This window comes from Idiomarina sp. D18 (assembly GCF_057748155.1).
In genome coordinates, this window is sequence record NZ_CM173240.1 from 2708656 (window position 1) to 2726152 (window position 17497).

A 17497-nucleotide genomic window follows, 5' to 3' on the forward strand; every position below is an offset into this window, starting at 1 on the left:
TTATCATTAAAAATTCTGATTAATTTATCAGCGAATTGCTGAAAATGCTAGTCGATATTACGAATTTTTTTGTCATCTTTTCGGTGCTATAATGCGCGCACTTTTAAAAACGGAGATGACCCATGCAGCCGTTAATTGCACCCTCGATTTTATCTGCCGACTTCGCGCGTCTGGGCGAGGAAGTGAATAATGTGTTAGCCGCGGGCGCTGACGTTATTCACTTTGATGTCATGGACAATCACTATGTGCCCAATCTAACCATTGGTCCAATGGTGTGTAAGGCGCTGCGGGACTATGGCGTCACAGCACCTATCGATGTCCACCTTATGGTTAAGCCGGTCGATCGAATCGTGCCCGATTTTGCTGCGGCTGGAGCTTCTATTATTTCTTTTCACCCGGAAGCATCTGAACATGTCGATCGTACGATTCAGACAATAAAGGAACACGGGTGTCAGGCGGGTCTCGTATTTAATCCGGCGACGCCATTGCATTATCTCGATTATGTGATGGATAAAATCGATTTGATCCTCTTGATGTCAGTTAATCCTGGTTTTGGGGGGCAGAAGTTCATCCCGGGAACGTTAGATAAGCTTCGTCAAGTGCGCGAACGGATTGACGCAAGTGGGCGTGATATTCGTTTAGAGGTCGACGGTGGAGTAAATTGCGACAATATCGGTGAAATTGCGCAGGCGGGTGCCGACATGTTTGTTGCAGGTTCGGCGATTTTTAATGCCGACGATTATGCCGAGGTTATCCGTACGATGAAGCAAGCGATTAACGCAAATTAAATTATTTAGTTAGGAAGCAAATTAAGATGTCGAAACCTATTGTATTAAGTGGCTGCCAACCCTCAGGACAACTATCAATTGGTAATTACATCGGCGCATTGCGTCAGTGGGTGAATATGCAAGCGACCCACGACTGCAAATTTATGTTGGTCGATCTGCATGCGATTACTGTGCGCCAGGAGCCTGAAAAACTGCAAGAGGCGACCCTTGATGGTTTGGCATTGTATCTCGCCTGCGGTCTTGATCCCGAACAAAGCACAGTATTTATTCAGTCACATGTACCAGAACATGCCCAGTTGGCGTGGATTTTAAATTGCTACACGCAAATGGGTGAACTGAATCGAATGACGCAGTTTAAAGATAAGTCGCAGCGTCATGCCAACAATATTAATGCGGGACTATTCACATACCCAGCACTGATGGCGGCTGATATTTTGCTCTACCAAGCCAACGAGGTGCCGGTGGGTGATGATCAAAAACAACATTTGGAACTCGCGCGAAACGTCGCTGAACGCTTTAATAATTTGTATGGAGAGGTGTTCAAAATTCCTGAGCCGATGATTCCTAAAGTCGGTGCTCGAGTGATGTCGCTACAAGACCCTACGAAGAAAATGTCAAAGTCAGATGACAACCCGAACAACTATGTGGGCTTATTAGAGGAACCTAAAAAAATCCTCAAAAAAATCAAAAAAGCGGTTACTGACTCGGATGAGAAAGCGCGCATTTACTTTGACCAACAAGAGAAGCCGGGTGTGTCCAATTTGTTGAGTATTATGTCAGCAGCGACAGGTCGTGGTATTGATGAGCTTGTCCCTGAGTATGAAGATAAGATGTACGGTCATTTGAAAAAAGACGTTGCAGAGGCTGTCGTCGCCATGCTGGAACCGATTCAACAACGCTATCACGACATGCGAAACGACCGTGAGTTTTTAAATCAAGTCATGAAGAAAGGTGCTGACAAGGCGCGGGAAGCTGCTCATCAAACGCTGTCAGATGTCTACAAAGCGGTTGGCTTTGTACAATATCCCGGTCAGTGAGGTCACCACGCGTGATCGCGTTAATCGACAACTACGATTCATTCACTTACAACTTAGCCCGTTACTTTGAGGAGCTAGGCGAGTCGGTATGGGTCGTGCGTAACGACGCCATTTCGCTGTCGGAACTGCTGGCACGGGAACCTCGCGCCTTAGTTATTTCGCCAGGGCCTTGTAGTCCTAATGAGGCCGGGCTGTCGTTGGCTGCGATAGAGGCTTGTGCGGGCCATATGCCAATCCTCGGAGTATGTCTTGGTCATCAGGCAATCGCTCAGGTGTGGGGTGCGCAAGTGGTGAGAGCGCCACGTGTCATGCACGGAAAAGTGTCGGAGGTAACCCATAGTGGAAAAGGACTTTATATGGGGCTGCCGTCGCCAATTGAAGTAACTCGATATCACTCACTGATTGTTGAGCAACATACTATCCCGGACGACTTTGTTGTAGATGCCTGGGTAGAAACGGACAATTTTGGTGTCGAGGTGATGGGGATGAGGCACCGGCGATTACCAATTTTTGGCGTGCAGTTTCATCCAGAATCGGTACTTACGAAAATGGGGCATAGGATTATTGGCAACTTTTTAGCAGAGCTAAACTCCTAGCATGCTATAGTCTTGCGCCATTCTATGTGTATTTGAGCCAGCTATTGTTAACAAGAGTATACTGTTAAATGTTTGATTTTTTTGCTGTATCGACCGAAGGTGGAAGCAAGGACCCCGCATTTCGTCTTGAGAAGCGTTTTATTAACTATCTGATTAGCTTTCCATTTGCCCGTAAAAGTAAAGATAAAGCGGATGGAGTAGAAAGTGAAGTTCAAGAGCAGAAGCGTCGGTTATTGCAAGTCGAACAAATTAACTATGATGAACGTGAACGTTTAGCGCGTGCTCGTCAACGCTACCAAGATCGGATTTCGGATGAGCTTCATGAAAATATCTATCGTCGTATTTTAGCTCAACTTGACGATAGAGATTACATCCGTGAAAAGCTGATCCCGCTTCCTGAAAAACTGCCGGATCTACTTGATATTCTGAGCACTAAAGCGGCGTCGATGAGACGTATCGAAGATATCGTGCAAGGCATGGATTGGTTTCATAATGGGGTCTTAAAAACGGTTAATCAGCCCCCATTTATTGACCAACGTAAGCAGAGTAAAAAAGTAAAACTAGAGAATCTGCGAACAGCGATGAGCTTCATGGGTACGGAAAACCTCCGTTTATTGGCGCCTGCTTACATCATGCAGAATTGGCTGCCGCCTTCCACGCAACCCTTTACATTGTTTCGCAGGAAAGTGTGGGAACATTCATTGGGAACAGCGATCATCGCGCAAGCAATCGCCGAACGGCAACAACTCAAGGATCCTGTCTTGGCGTTTACGCTCGGTATGTTTCATGAATTAGGAAAAGTGGCGCTGACTAAATTGTACTTACGTGTATTTGATGAGATCCAACGTGAAATGGCAATCGCTTCGATTAACGACAGTAGTCCAGAGCGCCACAGCGCACTCATCAGCATCACACCAGACGAGCGATTTTTGCGTAATTTGATGCTCGAGCAAGATAAGCGTGTAAGTTACATTGTCTCTGAGGGGTGGGGTCTGCAGCGAGTGCCGATCAGTCAACATTTGCAAAACTTTCACCAAGCGCACGATGTGGATGACTTTGACTCTGATTATGCGAAAGTCTTGTCCCAAGCAAATGCGTTTTGTGAGTTTCGTATGTTACGTGAGGTCGAGCTCGCCAGTGTTGAAGAGGGCTCACATCTACTGCGGCGCTATGACGTTGACGCCGGTCTTGTTGCCGAACTAAATACGCTCAATTTGAAGCGTCCAAAATTTAACGTGCCAAAGTAACCGACCGCGCTGTTTTTAAACTTTAGAAAAAATTGTGCGTATTCATTCTACTTTAAGCCGCGTTTGTGGATAGTTATTCGTATTCTTTGCAAAACTACTGCATATCACGGCTTTCGCCCCATTCATACCTGATTTACGCAGACAAATTGCTCAATTTTTGGCATAATATATCCTTTAAAATCATTCGTGATTGTTAAGTTAACTAATTCGCTGTAAGCGATAAGGAAGTGAGCAATGACAGATAATTCAGCAAAAATGGCCGTTACGCGTGAGATGTTTAGTGACGTGATGGTGCCAAACTATAACCCCGCTCAAATGGTGCCTGTGAAAGGTGAAGGTTCACGTGTTTGGGACCAAGCGGGAAAAGAGTACATTGATTTTGCTGGTGGTATTGCCGTTAACTGTCTAGGTCATTGTCACCCGGCAATGGTAAACGCGCTTCATGAGCAAAGCCAAAAGCTTTGGCACTTAAGTAACGTGTTTACTAACGAACCGGCGATTCGTTTAGCTAAGAAGTTAACTGACGCGACTTTCGCTGACCGTGTTTACTACGCCAACTCGGGCGCTGAGGCAAACGAAGCTGCGTTAAAACTGGCGCGTCGTTGGGCGATTGATGTGCACGGCGAACAGAAACAAAAAATTATTGCCTTTAACAAAGGCTTCCACGGTCGTACCTTCTTCACCGTCACGGTTGGTGGTCAGCCTGCTTATTCTGATGGCTTTGGTCCAAAGCCAGGTGCGATTGAACACGTACCTTACAATGATGCTGATGCATTGGCGAAACTTATCGATGACGAGACCTGTGCGGTGATGATGGAGCCATTGCAAGGTGAGGGTGGCGTTGTCCCTCCAGAGCAGGACTTCGTAAAACAAGTTCGTGAATTGTGTGATAAACACAATGCGTTATTGATTTTTGATGAAGTCCAGACTGGCTTTGGTCGTACCGGTACGTTGTATGCGTATGAGCAACTTGGCGTGACGCCAGATATTCTAACCTCTGCTAAGTCATTGGGTGGTGGTTTCCCAATCGGTGCAATGTTGACGACTGCGGCAATTGCAGAGCATTTAAAACCAGGCACGCATGGTAGTACTTATGGCGGTAACCCGTTGGCATGTGCCGTATCAGAAGCGGTTCTAGAAGTAGTAAATACAGAGACCGTGCTTGAAGGTGTTAAGCAGCGCGAAGCAATGATTAAAGAGCACCTCGCTGCAATTAACGACAAATACAATGTGTTTAAAGAAGTACGAGGCATGGGCTGTCTGATTGGCGCGGAGCTTACTGAGCAATTTGAAGGTCGTGCACGCGATTTCTTGCTCGCGGGTCAAGAGCACGGCGTTATGGTTTTGGTTGCTGGCGCCAGCGTTATTCGATTCACACCTTCGCTTATTATCCCTGAAGCGGATATCAAGGAAGGTCTCAAACGTTTTGAGCACGCCGTTGCTCAAGTCGTTGGTTAATTGAGGACCCTGTATGTTGGTTATTCGACCGATAGAGGCAGCAGATTACGAAGCGCTATATAGTTGTGCGGTAGAGTCTGGGCATGGATTTACATCGTTGCCAATTGATCAAGGTTTGCTCGAGCGAAGAATCGCTCGAGCGCAAGCTGCTTTTGCCAAGCAAGATGTAGCGACCCCAGGCGATGAAAGTTATCTGTTCGTCATGGAAGATACCGAAACGGGCGAAATTGCCGGTGTCAGTGGTATTGAGGCAGCCGTTGGGTTGACGGAAGCGTTTTGGCATTACCGCTTAGGTAAGGTCGTGCACCATTCTGAGAAGCTAAACATTCATAACACGCTCGAGACATTGTCATTATGTAATGACTACACAGGTGTTTCAGAGCTATGCACGTTGTTCTTACGTGAACCGTATCGTCACAACCTAAATGGCCGCACGCTTTCACGTTTTCGGATGCTGTTTTTAGCGCAATTCAAACAACGCTTTAGCGATTGGGTGATTGCCGAAATGCGTGGCGTGTGTGACGACGATGGCGCATCACCTTTCTGGGATTGGTTGGAACAACATTTTTTCTCAATGGACTTCCCCAAAGCAGATTACTTGAGTGGTATTGGCGATAAAACCTTTATTGCTGAACTCATGCCGCGCTACCCGATTTACACATCACTGTTGCCAGAGAAGGCAAGAGAAGTGATCGGCAAAGTGCACGATAATACGCGACCGGCGTTAAAACTACTCGAGTCTGAAGGCTTTAGGTTCCGTGGCTTTGTCGATATTTTCGACGCAGGACCAACGGTTGAGGCAGAAGTCCAGAACTTACGTAGTGTACGTAATAGTGTTTTAAAAGAGGTGGTGCTGGTCGATACGCCAGTAGATGCTGAGAGTGCAACACCTCATATTATATGCAACACACAAATTGAATCATTTAGAGCAGCTCAGGTTCGTCACGTTGACGGCTCTGAAAAAGTGCAATTGAGCGCTGAGCAAGCGGATAAATTGAATCTTTCTGAGGGCGATACGGTGCGTATCGTGGCTCTGTAACAGGAGAACAATGATGAGTTCTAATGTACAGTTTATTAACGATCAATGGCTCGCGGGCGAAGGTAAAACCTTTAAGTCGATTGATCCTGCACGTAATGAAGTTGTTTGGAGTGGTGAAAGTGCATCCGAGCAACAAGTTGATGCAGCGGTTATGGCTGCTCGTGCGGCATTTCCTGAGTGGTCTCACACTTCATTCGAAGATCGCTTAGCTATTTGTAAAAAGTTCTCAGAATTACTTGAGCAAAACAAAGAACGTTTAGCACGCGTGATGGCGGCCGAAACAGGCAAACCGGTTTGGGAAACACGCACTGAAGTGGGTGCGATGATCGGTAAAGTGGGCATCTCTGAGCGCGCATATCAAGAGCGCACAGGGACAGTAGAAAACGAGATGCCAGGTGCGAAGGCGTTTATTCGCCACAAGCCTCATGGCGTAGTCGCTGTTTATGGTCCTTATAACTTCCCAGGGCACTTACCGAACGGTCACATTGTCCCTGCTTTGATCGCTGGCAACACGGTGGTGTTTAAGCCGTCTGAGCTGACGCCTCATGTGGCTCAGGTGACGGTCGAGTTGTGGCAAGAGGCTGGCCTGCCAGCGGGCGTGCTGAACTTGGTTCAGGGTGAAGTCGAGACCGGTAAAGCGCTGTCAGTCCATCCACAGATCGATGGCCTATACTTTACGGGCTCTTCGAATACCGGACACTTATTACATAAACAATTTGGTGGACGTCCAGATAAAATCTTGGCGTTGGAGATGGGCGGCAATAACCCGTTAATCGTTACCAACATTACTGATGTCGATGCTGCTGTACATAACATCGTCCAGTCAGCGTTTATCACTTCAGGTCAGCGTTGTACTTGTGCGCGTAAACTGTTTATCGAAAACACCGAAATGGGCGGCAAAGTACTCGACCGTTTGGTAGAAGTGACCGAAAACATCCTCGTTGATGACTACGATGCTGACCCTCAGCCGTTCATGGGCGCAATGATTTCTGCAAAAGCCGCGAGTCAAATGGTGGATGCGCAGAATGAGCTCGTCCAACTCGGTGGTAAACCATTGGTTAAGCTCAAGCAGAAAGACAGTAACTTAGGCTTTGTTACGCCAGGTATCATTGATATGTCCGGTGTCGAAAATGCGCCCGATGAAGAATACTTTGGTCCAATGCTTAAAGTATACCGCTTTAACGATCTAGACGATGCGATTGCTAAAGCAAACGATACGCGCTATGGGTTGTCAGCAGGCATTCTGTGTGATGACGAAGCGACCTATCGTCATTTCTTTAAGCACATTCGTGCTGGCATTGTTAATTGGAACAAACCGATCACAGGTGCAAGCAGTGCAGCTCCTTTTGGTGGCATTGGTGCGAGCGGTAACCACCGCGCAAGTGCTTATTATGCAGCAGATTACTGCTCTTACCCTGTGGCATCTGTCGAAGCCGATACACAAAGTTTGCCCGAAACACTAGCGCCGGGGCTAAAATTTTAATAAGTTATCTCAATGATTACTGAGACAGACGGTTACGTCGAACTTATTCACTACTTGACTGGGCAGCTTCCGTTGTTTGAACAGCGGAAGCTGCCAGCGGGTAGTGCCAACTACACCCTACGTGATGTGCTTGAAGAGCAACTTTCTCAGCATATGATGGCGTTGTTCGAGCAAAATGATATCGACCAAGATACTCGGCTCGATATGGTAAGAGAAGCTGACGCTATCATGTATGATTTAGAAGAAATCCTTTCTTCTGTTCTAAACAATCATCCCTCCGAACAACAAGAGGCCTGCATTATTGAATTCGTAGGTTTAGTAAAAAACCTCTTCGATCAGCGTCTCAATACTAAAGGTTAATTGCTTTTATGTCTGATAATACCCTGAATGCGACCGTCAAGTGGCTTGATGATTTGACGTTCGTTGCCGAGTCTGGGAGTGGCCATCAAATGGTACTTGATGGGCATGCTAAAACATCTGCCAGTCCCATGGAAGCGATACTAATGGCTGCCGGAAGTTGTGCTTCAGTGGATGTGGTGAGCATACTACAAAAGGCACGACAAAAGGTCATGCACTGTGAATGTCGTGTGACCGGTGAACGAGTGAGTGACACCCCGAAAGTGTTTAAAAAGGTGCATTTGGAATTCGTGGTAACAGGACAAAATGTCGCCGAAACGCATGTGGACAGAGCAGTTAAGCTGTCAGCCGATAAATATTGCTCGGTCGCTAAAATGCTGGAAGCCAGTGTTGAGATGACTCACAGTTATAAGATTATCGAAGCGTGAATTATCGACATATTTATCACGCTGGCAACTTTGCTGACGTATTCAAACATCTTCTGTTGGTCATGGCGATTGACTATTACAAGCAGAAAGACAAGCCTATTTGTGTGCTCGATACCCACGGCGGGATTGGGCTATACGATCTGACCTCTGAGCAAGCCGGTAAAACGAATGAGTATCCAGAGGGGATTGGCAGGCTGTGGAACGATGCCGATGCGCCAGCTTTTGTTAAGCCTTACTTAGATATTGTTGAAGGTTTAAATGAGCAAGGTGAGTTGAAGTCATATCCAGGTTCGCCTTGGGTAGTGCAACAATTATTGAGAGCGAACGATAGACATATTGTGAGCGAGCTGCATATAGAAGATGCCGAGGCGTTAAAGGCTAATCTTGAAGGGCAGCAAACGAGTCGCTTAGAGGTACTTGCGCCATTTGATGGTTATGAAGTACTAAAAGCTAAAATGCCTCCTAATGAGAAGCGAGGACTCGTGTTAATCGATCCACCATTCGAATCGGTTAATGAGTTTGATGATATTGTAGCGGCTATCCAACAGGGTATTAAGCGTTGGGCGGCGGGAAGTTTTGCCGTTTGGTTCCCGCTTAAAGACGATGCGAAAGTGGCTGACTTTTACGGTCAACTCAGTGAGCTCGAGGGCTTACCAAAAACCTTGGCGATTGAACTGATGGTAAAAGAGCCTGACCCCAGTGCCGGTCTTTATGGGTGCGGTTACGTTTGGGTTAACCCCCCTTATGGAATACAGCAACAGTTACCTGATGTGATGAACTACCTGCAACGTGTTCTTGCTCAAGATGAGTCAGCTCATTCGCGTACTTTTTGGCTTGTTGAAGAGTAACGACTTAATTATCGAGCCAATCCACTTGGGTACGCAACTGCGTTTTGCGCTCGATAATTTGTTCAATTAAAGGTGTTAGTATTAACTCCATTGCGAGTGCTTGTTTACCACCGGGCACGACAAGCGTGTTGGTACGCGACATAAACGAACCGTCGATCATTTGCAGATAGTACGGGAAGTCGACGTTTTTCATTCCACGAAAACGAATAACGACAAAGCTCTCGTCATGAGACGGTATTTCTTTGGCGCTAAACGGGTTGGAGGTATCAACGGTCGGAACGCGCTGAAAGTTTATATGAGTGCGTGAGAACTGGGGGACAATATGGTAAATGTAATCTTCCATACTACGAATAATACTAGTCGTGACGGCCTCGCGTGAATGTCCCCTGTCCTGCGTATCGCGAACGAGCTTTTGGATCCACTCTAAGTTGACGATGGGTACCATGCCAATCAATAAGTCAACGTGTTTAGCGACATCATAACCGTCGCCGCAAACGCCTCCATGTAACCCCTCATAGAACAATGCGTCGGTGTTTTCTGGCATGTCTTCCCATGGCGTAAATGTGCCTGGCATTTGATTGTAGGGGACGGCGTCGTCAAAAGTGTGTAAATAACGTCGAATTTGTCCATTACCCGTGCGGCCGTATTCTTCGAACAACGATTCAAGCCGCTCGAAATCATTTGCTTCAGGTCCAAAGTAGCTAATATGGCGCCCTTGCTCTTGCGCCTTACGAATTGCGACATCCATTTCTGGTCGAGAATAACGGTGAAAACTATCACCTTCTACGAAAGCAGCTGATACATCGAGGGATCGAAAGATATGACGTAGTGCTTGACCTGTCGTGGTTGTTCCCGAACCTGACGAACCCGTTACCGCAATGATAGGATGCTTCGAAGACATAAAAACCTATTAACAATGGATGAACATCTGTTATAGCGGATAACCGCGTCACGATCAATAATGTGGCGGTGGAGGCTCAACACTCGGATCCGCATCAGGTGATGATTGACTGTCTTGCACTTGTCTTAATCGTTCGCCTAAATACTTCATGCGCCGCGCTACCTCTGCGAGCTCGCGGTTGTGATCAGTGACGCGCTGATTCAGCGCGTCAATGACATCTTCTTGGAATGCTAATTGTGATTCCAAATTATCAATTCTACTTTGTAAGCGTTCTTCTTCACTCATATTACTGCTGCCAGTTAGGTTCTAGTTGCCACCATTCGCCATAGCCTGCGGAGCTCTCACTCATGACCATGCCGGTACTCTCGTTAAGCCAGGTTGATAATACCACGGCATTATTAGGTCGATGGCTATCGCGTAACTCGACGTTCCACGTCCTAAGTTCTTCGCCGGTTTTAGTGCGCCAAAGTGTGATTTGACGAGACGGCGAGCCGGTAATTAAAAATTTACCTGACTGACTGAAACGTGCACTACTAAATATTCTAACACGCTCGATGATATCGAGTTGCTTTACTTGCTCACCGGAGTTTACATCCCAGATATAGGCTTTATCTAAACTCCCAGCGGTGAGGGCATAGCGTCCACCGCTGTCTAATGCCACCTTTGTTAAGCGAGTCTCATGCTGCCATTGATGTATGGGTTGTCCAGACTCAGTTGACCACAGAATGGCTTTTTGATCGGTACTTCCGCTCAAGGCATAGCGACCATTGGGTGTAATGACCAAGTCAGTGATTGAGCTTTGATGACCGTAAAACTCAAGACGTCGACCCGACTGCGGATTAAATGCGATCTGAGTACCGTTGTTTAGCCCAAGTACGATGGTGGAGCCGTTATTAGAGACGGCAATATTGTTAATGTCCGCTCCGCTTGATTGCCAATAACCTATGTTAGTTCCTTTATCAACGTCCCAAAGGCTAAATGCCTTACGACTTGCCGCGGCTACAGTTGCGCCATCGGCGCTAATATCGACGGCAATTATTTGTGACACATCAGCATCATCTTGGCGCCATTGATACTTGGCATCATTCGCGTAGCGTGGCCATAATAAGACGCCGTTACTGTCAGTCGCGACGACACTAAAGGAGCCATCATCGGCGATGTCTGCCACGTATGTGCCAGCTTCGGAATGGGCTTTTTTATGTATCTGCTCGGGTGCTGGCGTGCATCCAAATAGCAGCATGCTGATTACAAGACCAAGACTGAATACGACGTTTTGTTTAATATTCATGGGCAAGCCTTATGGTGTTGTGTAGTATGGGGCTGACCGAACAATTTGATTATGGCATAGTCAATTACTTTACGGGATGTTAATTGGAGAAAAAGATGAACCGAATGATGAAACCTCTAGCGCTATCGGCTATTGCGCTGGCTATTACTGCATGTTCGCAGCAAGAACCGTATCCTGTTAGCCAGAAGAAACTCGAATCAGAACAAGAAAAGCAAGCTTATGCGCTAGGTTCGTCAGTGGGTAGTTTTGTTGCTCGTAACCTTGATGATCAGGAAAAAGCAGAAGTGATGCTTGACCGTCAACTCGTGATTGCGGGTTTTGTTGATGCCGTCAAAGGTGAAAATAAATTATCTGACGAAGAAGCTGACAAACTACTGAATGACTTACGTTCAAAAGTGATGGAACAACGCAAGAATGTATTAGGTAGCAAAGCGGCGAAAGAAGGCAAAGCGTTCCAAGAAGAAAATGCTAAAAAGGATGGCGTTAAGGTAACCGAATCGGGTCTTCAATACGAAGTGATTGAAGCGGGTGAAGGTGATAGCCCTAGTGAAGACGACATTGTAGAAGTCCACTATGAAGGCACTTTAGTCAATGGCGAAGTATTTGATAGCTCGTATGAGCGTGGCGAACCGACAGTCTTTCCACTTAATCGTGTGATCCCAGGCTGGACTGAAGGCCTGCAGTTGATGAAAGAGGGCGCAAAATATCGCTTTGTTATTCCGGCAGAGCTAGCTTACGGTGATCGCGAAGTGGGTGGTCAAATTCCACCTAATTCAACGTTAATCTTCACTGTTGAACTATTGGACGTGAAAGATAAGCCAGAGTCTGATAAATCTGAGACTCAACAGTAAGTTGTCACTTACATACAAAAACGGCCGCAATTGCGTAATGCCGATCAGTTAAGAAATTTTCAATGATCGGTTGACCGATCCGGCAGAGTCTTCAAAATCCATAGTCAGAATTTCTGGCTATGGATTTTTTTATGTTTTTAAGTCAAGCGTTAGAACAGCTGCAAGAGTTTACCCCAGATGATTTCAGTAAGTTACCCGACTTACTCGAGCCTGAATTAGTCGAGCAATGCTTGCAGGATACAGGCGTTACGACGGTGCGTAAGCGTCGTTTGCCCATGGATTTTATGGTGTGGGCTGTTGTTGGCATGGCGCTTTTCAGAGACATGCCCATGCGGCAACTGGTTTCGCATCTTGATTTAATGTTGCCTGGTAACAGGCCCTACGTTGCACCCAGTGCTGTGGTTCAGGCACGTCAGCGCTTAGGCGCTGATGTGATGAAGCGGATGTTTGAGCTCACTAATCAGTTATGGTTCGATAAATTACCCACGTCTCATTGGAATAACCTATCGATTTTGGCAGTAGACGGGACTGTCTGGCGTACACCCGATACGCCTGAAAATAGTGCGAGGTTTGGACGCACAGCGAATCAACTCAAAGAGTCAGACTATCCTCAAATTCGTATGGTTAATCAAATGGAAGTCAGCAGTCATTTAGTGACAGCAACGGAGTTTGGCAGTATTGCACAAGCCAGTGAAGTTGATTTGGCAGCTAAACTTATCGAGCGAACGCCTGACCATTCACTGACGCTATTCGATAAGGGCTTCTATGCGCTGGGGCTATTAGAGCAGTGGCATCGGGCGGGTGAAGAGCGCCACTGGCTTATCCCGCTCAGAAAAGGCGCGCAATATACTGTAAAAACATCATTCAGTAGCACCGATAAACTGGTGGAAATTAAGTTATCCCCACAGGCAAAAAAGAAGTGGGATAACGCACCCGAAACCGTTGAAGCTCGGTTGGTGAGCAAGAAAGTCGGTAAGAAAGATGTGGCTATCTTAACCTCAATGACAGATACGATGCGCTATCCGGAAGCGGATATCGTGGACTTATATGCTCACCGCTGGGAAATCGAACAAGCTTACCGAGAAATGAAGCAGTATATGCTGAAAAATGAACTGACCTTGCGAAGTAAGCGTCCCGAGCTAGTTGAACAAGAGCTCTGGGGCATGCTCGTAGCATACAACTTGTTACGATATATGATGGCTCAAATGGCTTACAGCCTGAAGCAGGTCGAGCCCAATCAAATCAGCTTTAAACAGGCATCGCACTACCTCGTTGGACAGCTTCATATGCTCGTAAATATCTCTCCAGGGAAAATACCCAAAGTCATGGAGCAGATGATGGAAATGGCCAGCGCGTTTGTATTACCTGACCGACGAGAACGGCACTATCCACGAGCAATAAAAAGGCGACCGCAACGTTATCCGATGCGGTCGCCTAGAAAAAATGCTAGTCGTTAGCTTAACTGACAAGCATTACCGCAATTGCGGCCGTTTTTTATTGTTCATCGAATCATTTATAGCGCTTCGTGTTTTTCTAAGTGATGTAGTAACTGGTCTTCAAATTCCATTCGCAATTCAATGGCTTCACCAAGTGCTGATAGATCACGATCAAATTGATTTAGATGATTATTTGAATCAATTTCACCGTAATTATCATTAAAGTCTAAAGCGATTTCGGTGGTATCGCTGATGAGTGGAAATACTTGTTCTAACAAGGCTTCGAGGGGTTGCTTATTCTCTCTCGCTTGCTTCATCAATTGTTCATATATTTCAAAATGACCACTCGATACGTAGTCGACTAATTGACCACAGAAATCACGAATGTCAGTGACATCAGGTAAGCCGTTGCGTACACCTTCATAGGGAGGAAGGGCGGCTAGCTTAAAATAGTTAACGAGAAGGTCTTGTCGTTCAGTTAACCATTGGTCAATGCTGTCATGAGCTCCGCCCCAACGCTGGCGTGCTTCCTCACTTTTCTTTAACATGGGGTTCTCCGAAATGAGATCTTCGACATACTGTAAAGGTGTCGAATGCTTTTCTCAATCAAAATTGGCGATCTTTACTCTAAGGAGTGTAACGTGGTTAAGCCTTATGTAAAACCATCGAAAGACGAACCCGCACGTTGGTTTATTTGCTCGGCTGGTGATGTTTTCGTAACTGAGAATGGCAACGTTCCATCGGGAGCGATGGCATCACTGAACTTTCCTGATCTGTCTCAATATACAGTGGTCTATTTAGGCGAGTTGAGAGAGCGACCATGTTACCTTATTGTGGCTGACCTTAATGATCCTGCTTTTGTAGCCGGTGAGTTTGTGCCACTACGTAGCTTACTTTCTGTGCATGATGAAGAGCAGTTTGCGATGGCGGGTCGGGCGCGTCAGGTAATGGACTTTCTCAACCAGCATCGGTTTTGCGGTCGTTGTGGGGCGCGCATGCAAGCGGTGGACTGGGAACTCGCCATGCATTGTCAGCAGTGTAACCACCGGTGTTATCCACGCGTTTCGCCGTGCATCATTGTAGCGATAAGAAAAGAGAATGCGTTGTTACTAGCCCGAGGTAAGCGGCATAAACAAGGCGTTTATTCTGTTTTGGCGGGCTTTGTGGAGCCAGGCGAGTCGCTCGAACAAGCATTAGCGCGCGAGGTGCACGAGGAAGCAGGTATTGAAGTCTGTGATATCGAGTACCAACTGAGCCAGCCGTGGCCGTTTCCACACTCATTGATGATGGGATTCACTGCACAATGGCAGTCGGGCGATTTACACATTGACCCTGTGGAACTCGAAGCGGGTGACTGGTTTGCTATTGATGACTTACCCGACACGCCACCCGAAGGCACGATTGCGCATCGTTTGATTGAAATCGCTATCGGCAAGGCACAGCAAGAGTGATAAAATAACCAATAAATTGGATGTTGGAAGACGTTATGAGAAAGCCCGAGTTAAAAAATGATCGTTATCTGAGAGCATTGCAGAAACAGCCGGTTGATAGAACACCGATTTGGATGATGCGCCAAGCGGGCCGTTACTTGCCTGAATATAAAGCAACTCGGGCTGAAGCGGGTGACTTTATGTCGCTGTGCAAAAATACCGAGCTCGCCTGCGAGGTGACATTGCAGCCACTGCGGCGCTTTGATCTCGATGCGGCTATCCTATTCAGTGACATCTTAACGATTCCAGACGCGATGGGGCTTGGTCTTTACTTTGAAAAAGGTGAAGGTCCCAAATTCTCGCGTCCGTTGCGCACTGAGGCAGACGTAAAGGGACTTACTGTACCGGATATGAGTGATGAACTGCGTTATGTGACCGATGCAGTGAGTCTCATTCGTCAGGAACTGGATGGAAAAGTACCCTTAATCGGTTTCTCTGGCAGTCCTTGGACGTTAGCGACCTATATGGTTGAGGGCGGCAGCACTAAAAACTTCTCTAAAGTTAAGCAGATGCTGTTTGCTGAACCTGAGCTCATGCATCATGTACTCAACGTTTTGGCCGACTCGGTTATTGACTACCTCAATGCGCAGATTAAAGCGGGCGCACAAGCAGTGATGATTTTTGATACCTGGGGTGGCGTGTTATCACCACGGGACTATAAGCAATTTTCACTGGCATACATGGAAAAAATCGTCGCTGGTTTGATTCGTGAGCAGGATGGAAACCATGTACCTGTCACCCTATTTACTAAAAACGGTGGGCAGTGGCTAGAGGCGATGGCACAAGCGGGCGCTGATGGTTTAGGCGTAGACTGGACCACTGATTTGTCGGATGCTCGTGCGCGCGTTGGCGATCAGGTTGCTTTGCAAGGTAATATGGATCCATCCGTGTTATATGCTTCTCCACAACGTATCGAAGAAGAAGTTCAGTTGATTTTAGAGAGTTATGGTGAAGGAAGTGGTCACGTATTTAACTTGGGTCATGGGATTCATCCAGAAGTGAACCCGGACCACGCGGGGGCATTTATAGAAGCGGTTCATAAGCACAGCCCCAAATATCACCGCTAAATCGAACATGTTTTGAAACATTTGCGATTAACTCACGTTCAAACTCGTTAGATGCACCGCCCAATGGGCGGTGTTTTTCATACAATAGACCTTATTATGATGTTGTTTTTCTCGAGGTTATTGTATGGCGCGCCGCAATTGGATTAATCCAATTACCCTTGTTGTTATCGCCTTAATTGCACTGGCGATTTATTTTTTTGCATTTCCACCCGCGAAGCAAGTGGAGGAACAATCGCAACCGAGTGTTCCCGTAAAGACACAAGTTGTCTCGATGAGTGAGTACCGCGATGTGATTGAGGCCTTGGGTACAGCCCAAGCTAATGAGACCGTTGAAATCACTTCGCAAACACAAGATATCGTGGATGCAATTTATTTTGATAGCGGTGATCGTGTCGAGAAAGGTCAACTACTGGCTGAGCTCAATGCGCGTAAAGAAGTGGCTCGCGTACAGCAGCTACAGTTCAGTCTCAACGAAGCCCAGCGTCAACTTGACCGTTTAACCTCTCTGCGTCGTCAAAATGCAGCGTCACAACAGCAGGTCGAGGAGCAACATGTTGAAGTTAATCGCTTACAGGCGGAACTTGAAGTAGCCGAAGCTACCTTAGCGGAAATGAAGATCTATGCGCCGTTTACAGGTCGTGTGGGAATTCGTGAAGTGAGTCCAGGTGCTCTAGTTGCGCCTGGAGATACCTTTACAACTTTAGATGACATCTCGCCCATTAAAGTGGACTTCAGTGTTCCAGAACGGTATTTCGCTAGCCTCGCCGTTGACCAGGAAGTGATCGCTCGAAACCGAGCGTATCCCGGCGAGCAGTTCCGCGGACGCATTACCAGTATTGATTCACGCATCGATCCTGTCACTCGGTCAGTGCGTGTTCGTGCCAAACTAGCCAATGATGATGAACGCTTACGCCCAGGTATGTTGTTGCAAATTACCTTGTTACGCAGCATTGATGAGGCTTTAATACTCCCTGAAAAAGCGTTACTGCCGATTCAGAACCGTCAATATGTGTTTGTTCTAACACCGGATAATCGCGCTAAACAGGTGGAAGTCAGCATCGGTCGCCGTAAGCCGGGCGTAGTCGAGATCACACAAGGACTGAAGCCTGGTGACGAGGTCATCGTTGAAGGTTTAGTGCGCCTGCGTGATGGTATTCCTGTCGATGTAAGGGAGGACTAGGGC

General features: G+C 46.8%; 19 protein-coding genes. 15 read left to right on the top strand and 4 right to left on the bottom strand.

Annotation, left to right across the window (positions count from 1 at the left end; genetic code table 11):
- Positions 1 to 122: 122 nt before the first annotated feature.
- From rpe to AC3AP5_RS13025, 10 genes are all read left to right on the top strand, one after another.
- Positions 123 to 788 carry a ribulose-phosphate 3-epimerase gene (gene rpe, locus AC3AP5_RS12980; RefSeq protein ID WP_006954390.1) on the top strand — a complete coding sequence of 222 codons (666 nt, stop codon included), beginning with the start codon at positions 123 to 125 and terminating at the stop codon, positions 786 to 788.
- A gap of 26 nt (positions 789 to 814) precedes the next feature.
- Positions 815 to 1825: a tryptophan--tRNA ligase gene (gene trpS, locus AC3AP5_RS12985; RefSeq protein ID WP_006954389.1), complete on the top strand. Its 1011-nt coding sequence runs from the start codon at positions 815 to 817 to the stop codon at positions 1823 to 1825.
- 11 nt (positions 1826 to 1836) lie between these two features.
- The gene (locus tag AC3AP5_RS12990; protein WP_487327315.1) at positions 1837 to 2421 is read left to right on the top strand and encodes an anthranilate synthase component II; all 585 of its coding nucleotides are present in this window, start codon (positions 1837 to 1839) and stop codon (positions 2419 to 2421) included.
- A 68-nt stretch (positions 2422 to 2489) separates the two neighbouring features.
- The gene (locus AC3AP5_RS12995; protein WP_272977773.1) at positions 2490 to 3668 is read left to right on the top strand and encodes an HDOD domain-containing protein; all 1179 of its coding nucleotides are present in this window, start codon (positions 2490 to 2492) and stop codon (positions 3666 to 3668) included.
- A 255-nt stretch (positions 3669 to 3923) separates the two neighbouring features.
- On the top strand, positions 3924 to 5126 hold the full coding sequence (locus AC3AP5_RS13000; protein ID WP_143441028.1) for an aspartate aminotransferase family protein: 1203 nt from the start codon (positions 3924 to 3926) through the stop codon (positions 5124 to 5126).
- Positions 5127 to 5139: 13 nt separating this feature from the next.
- Positions 5140 to 6165 carry an arginine N-succinyltransferase gene (gene astA / locus AC3AP5_RS13005; protein ID WP_272977772.1) on the top strand — a complete coding sequence of 342 codons (1026 nt, stop codon included), beginning with the start codon at positions 5140 to 5142 and terminating at the stop codon, positions 6163 to 6165.
- 13 nt (positions 6166 to 6178) lie between these two features.
- The gene (gene astD / locus AC3AP5_RS13010) at positions 6179 to 7648 is read left to right on the top strand and encodes a succinylglutamate-semialdehyde dehydrogenase (protein ID WP_272977778.1); all 1470 of its coding nucleotides are present in this window, start codon (positions 6179 to 6181) and stop codon (positions 7646 to 7648) included.
- 12 nt (positions 7649 to 7660) lie between these two features.
- A complete protein-coding gene (locus AC3AP5_RS13015; RefSeq protein ID WP_272977771.1) occupies positions 7661 to 8008 on the top strand; it encodes a DUF3802 family protein in 348 nt (115 codons plus the stop codon).
- An 8-nt stretch (positions 8009 to 8016) separates the two neighbouring features.
- Positions 8017 to 8433 carry an OsmC family protein gene (locus AC3AP5_RS13020; protein WP_272977770.1) on the top strand — a complete coding sequence of 139 codons (417 nt, stop codon included), beginning with the start codon at positions 8017 to 8019 and terminating at the stop codon, positions 8431 to 8433.
- On the top strand, positions 8430 to 9281 hold the full coding sequence (locus tag AC3AP5_RS13025; RefSeq protein WP_006954381.1) for a 23S rRNA (adenine(2030)-N(6))-methyltransferase RlmJ: 852 nt from the start codon (positions 8430 to 8432) through the stop codon (positions 9279 to 9281). The genes AC3AP5_RS13020 and AC3AP5_RS13025 overlap by 4 nt, the downstream gene beginning before the upstream one ends.
- A 4-nt stretch (positions 9282 to 9285) precedes the next feature.
- On the opposite strand, the gene AC3AP5_RS13030 is transcribed toward AC3AP5_RS13025, so the two are convergent.
- From AC3AP5_RS13030 to AC3AP5_RS13040, 3 genes are read right to left on the bottom strand one after another with little or no spacing between them, the layout of a single operon-like run.
- Positions 9286 to 10182, bottom strand: a complete 897-nt coding sequence (locus AC3AP5_RS13030) for a phosphoribulokinase (RefSeq protein ID WP_006954380.1) — start codon at positions 10180 to 10182, stop codon at positions 9286 to 9288.
- Positions 10183 to 10236: 54 nt separating this feature from the next.
- Positions 10237 to 10467, bottom strand: a complete 231-nt coding sequence (locus AC3AP5_RS13035) for a SlyX family protein (protein WP_006954379.1) — start codon at positions 10465 to 10467, stop codon at positions 10237 to 10239.
- 1 nt (position 10468) lies between these two features.
- Complete coding sequence (locus AC3AP5_RS13040; protein WP_487326847.1) at positions 10469 to 11470, bottom strand: WD40 repeat domain-containing protein; 1002 nt, start codon at positions 11468 to 11470, stop codon at positions 10469 to 10471.
- A 95-nt stretch (positions 11471 to 11565) separates the two neighbouring features.
- On the opposite strand from AC3AP5_RS13040, the gene fkpA reads away from it, so the two are divergent.
- Positions 11566 to 12321 carry an FKBP-type peptidyl-prolyl cis-trans isomerase gene (fkpA, locus tag AC3AP5_RS13045; RefSeq protein ID WP_006954377.1) on the top strand — a complete coding sequence of 252 codons (756 nt, stop codon included), beginning with the start codon at positions 11566 to 11568 and terminating at the stop codon, positions 12319 to 12321.
- A 131-nt stretch (positions 12322 to 12452) separates the two neighbouring features.
- The gene (locus tag AC3AP5_RS13050; RefSeq protein WP_287832378.1) at positions 12453 to 13778 is read left to right on the top strand and encodes an IS4 family transposase; all 1326 of its coding nucleotides are present in this window, start codon (positions 12453 to 12455) and stop codon (positions 13776 to 13778) included.
- Positions 13779 to 13834: 56 nt separating this feature from the next.
- On the opposite strand, the gene AC3AP5_RS13055 is transcribed toward AC3AP5_RS13050, so the two are convergent.
- Positions 13835 to 14305: an Rsd/AlgQ family anti-sigma factor gene (locus tag AC3AP5_RS13055; protein ID WP_006954376.1), complete on the bottom strand. Its 471-nt coding sequence runs from the start codon at positions 14303 to 14305 to the stop codon at positions 13835 to 13837.
- Between the two features lie 93 nt (positions 14306 to 14398).
- Here AC3AP5_RS13055 and nudC point away from each other — a divergent pair, with 93 nt between their 5' ends.
- The 3 genes from nudC (at position 14399) to AC3AP5_RS13070 (ending at position 17494) form a co-directional block, all read left to right on the top strand.
- Positions 14399 to 15208, top strand: a complete 810-nt coding sequence (nudC, locus tag AC3AP5_RS13060) for an NAD(+) diphosphatase (RefSeq protein ID WP_487326848.1) — start codon at positions 14399 to 14401, stop codon at positions 15206 to 15208.
- A gap of 35 nt (positions 15209 to 15243) precedes the next feature.
- On the top strand, positions 15244 to 16314 hold the full coding sequence (hemE, locus tag AC3AP5_RS13065; RefSeq protein WP_286682095.1) for a uroporphyrinogen decarboxylase: 1071 nt from the start codon (positions 15244 to 15246) through the stop codon (positions 16312 to 16314).
- A 124-nt stretch (positions 16315 to 16438) separates the two neighbouring features.
- Positions 16439 to 17494 (top strand): efflux RND transporter periplasmic adaptor subunit, encoded by a 1056-nt coding sequence (locus AC3AP5_RS13070; RefSeq protein ID WP_006954373.1) that lies wholly within the window; start codon positions 16439 to 16441, stop codon positions 17492 to 17494.
- The last annotated feature ends 3 nt before the right edge of the window (positions 17495 to 17497 follow it).